This is a genomic window from Sporomusa sp. (genome assembly GCF_057736855.1).
The window spans coordinates 1-2,581 of the sequence record NZ_JBYKYF010000370.1; the positions used below are offsets into that span (position 1 = coordinate 1).

The window sequence follows — 2,581 nt, forward strand, 5'->3', positions numbered from 1 at the left end:
TGCCAGCGCAAAACTGAGATCAATAATATCTTGAACAACTTGTCCATTGACTTTAAGCAGTCGGTCTCCGGGCACAAGGCCTATTTCAGCGCCAATACTGTCAGATTTTACGTTAGATATAATACCACTGTATGCCAAAGTATCCCCCCCTTTCTTTAGTATTCCGTCAGTAGCTATATTTTCCTGCAAAACCATGTATAACGACAAAAATTAATTAGAAAAGGCAGGACCTACGCCTGCCTGCTTGGTGCTATTTGTCGTCGCTGTTTTCAGATGGGTCGGAAGGCTTATTGTCATTCTTACATCTTCGCGACTTAGGCGCAAAAAAGTTGGCGAACTCAGTAGACGTAAAATTTTTAAGTTTAGCGCCAACTTCTTTGAGGCTGCCAGTACTTAGTAATAGAAATGCTGCCCCCCCAACAATGAGGAGTCCGAGAATCCATCCTATCGATTTGGTTGCACCAGATGGTCCACCAGCGGCAGAACCCAGTCCGGTATTTCCGGCGGCATTGGTAGCGCCTGCAGCGTTAGGACCAGTAGGCGCACTTGATTTACCGAGCACGGTTGGTATAACATCGGCAAACAGCGCAATACCCTTTTCCGCCGATTCACGGCTATTGGTATGAGCCCCTACCTCCAATAGCATAGAACGGGGATGTAAGTCCTGGTTGTAATCGCCACCCTTGGCAAAAAAGATACCTTTAACTAACCCAGGGTATTTCTTATCCGAGGCAGCTTTAATTTGCAGGGCGTAATCTTCGATTTGTTTACCTGTAGGACCATATTTACCAACTACTAATTGTATCTTACTAACATCCTGCCCGTCAATTGTTGTACTATAAACCTGAGGTGGCACAGCATCACGGTGAATATCAAAAATAGCATCAGGTTGTTCTTGTTTGATCAGATTCAGTGCTGTCCGACGTGAACGTTCATAAGCCATATCATCATGCGGATCATGCTTGGCTTCAGAAAAGATGACTTTTATGCCCTTGCTTTCGAGCGCCTGGGCAAACTTCTCCCCAACTTTATAGATTCCCCCCGCGCCAAGGATACTTTCTTTACCATCAGTAGGCACATAAAACTCATCAGAATACATATGATAAATGGCTACTTTGCCGTTGCCCTCGGCACTGGCAGTGGCTGTTTCTATCAGTTCCTTCATTCGCGCCCAAAGCCCTTGCTTGGGCTCATCATAATACAGGGAAAGATCTACTTCACCAAGTAATTTAGCGTAAGCGATATCACCTTCAACTCGAACAACTTCATAGCGCCGGTTAGTATCAGTAAGAACCTGATCACCCGGTTGTATCCGCCAACCTGTCATATATACGATATTGCCAGCCTCGTCGACAATAGTCGCATAGCTTCCATCATTACGTTCATGAGCAAAACCTGCCAAACTTAACAAGGTAAGGATCAGCCCTATTATCAAGGCTGCACCTAATCTACTTTTCACGACCTTCACCCCCGTTGTTTGAGGCTCTGTCAGTTGTTGTCTTGTGCTGATTGTCTATTGCTTTTTCTTTCGGATGCAATTCTTGGCTAAACTCGTAAAGACCTTCTGGCCGATTTGGCCCCAAAACAGGACCTCCCTGAAGTTTTTCTCTGGTCTCGCCTACCAGTTCTGCTATCATAACAGCAATAATACCAGCAATAATGGTCGCATCAAAAGCTCCTGCCCCACCAATCGCTGTTGTACCGGGAATGCCAAGACCAGAAATGGTCACTGCATGGACAATATCACTTAAGACGATTCCCAAAACACCGCCAATAAAGGCACTACGCCGTGACCGGCCAGCAATATAGGCAATTAAACCAGCAGAAATTCCGTAAATGAGCTTGGGATCCAAAAACATATTTTCCGGTTCATACGGTAGATAGCGTGATCCTAATGATACTGCAACGGCTACCAGCACAGCAGCAACAATCGCCCGTACTCTTTCGGCTGTTTCGTCTGCTTTAACAATCAGGTACAGACAGAGTACAATAGGCAATAAGGCACCACCTACATTAATGGTAATTTCCATCGGGGAACGCATAACAGGAATGTCAATAAAACTACCAACAACGATTCCGGCTATAAAGAGTAAAGCCTGTTTATCAGTCATTCGCATACGGTCAAGGATGCGCTGCGCTAATCCGAAATAGACCAATACGCTGACGACCAAAAGTAGAATCATTCCTAGCGGCATATTCATCATTGTCTCTCACCTCATATTTGTGATATTAGATAGTATCTTTTGCCTCCAATAAATAGTTTTCAGTGTGTTGTAAAAACAAATGACATATTTTAAGAGTTACTTACAACACATTTGCAAACAAGTTTATTTATTGGATATCAAATAGTTTGCGCTGTTACAGGCTGATTAATACAAAAAGCATGGTCATTTGACCATGCTTTTACCGTTTTTTTGACGTCGCGCAAATTGTGTTATATCTATGCCTCTGGCTTCCAGCCATTCACGACTGAAACCAGTAATCACAAGGGGATTTTCCCGCAGCTCTTTAACCGTGCTTGTACCCACAAGCAACATAGATCGTTTGATATCAGCAATAAAGTTTTCATACCAGGCAACAG

The 2,581-nt window shown here is 44.0% G+C and carries 3 protein-coding genes and 1 pseudogene; all 4 read right to left on the reverse strand.

Annotated elements, in window-relative coordinates; genetic code table 11:
* Positions 1–195: PDZ domain-containing protein (locus AC29Z1_RS16340; protein WP_488272516.1), on the reverse strand; the 195-nt coding region annotated here is incomplete at its 3' end.
* A 55-nt stretch (positions 196–250) separates the two neighbouring features.
* Positions 251–1,459, reverse strand: coding sequence for a stage II sporulation protein P (gene spoIIP, locus AC29Z1_RS16345; RefSeq protein WP_488272514.1), 1,209 nt, complete (start codon positions 1,457–1,459; stop codon positions 251–253).
* Positions 1,449–2,204: a DUF1614 domain-containing protein gene (locus AC29Z1_RS16350; protein ID WP_488272515.1), complete on the reverse strand. Its 756-nt coding sequence runs from the start codon at positions 2,202–2,204 to the stop codon at positions 1,449–1,451. Before AC29Z1_RS16350 ends, spoIIP begins: the two co-directional genes overlap by 11 nt.
* A 183-nt stretch (positions 2,205–2,387) precedes the next feature.
* Positions 2,388–2,581 (reverse strand): annotated as a pseudogene (locus AC29Z1_RS16355) (type 2 isopentenyl-diphosphate Delta-isomerase); the annotation flags it as partial.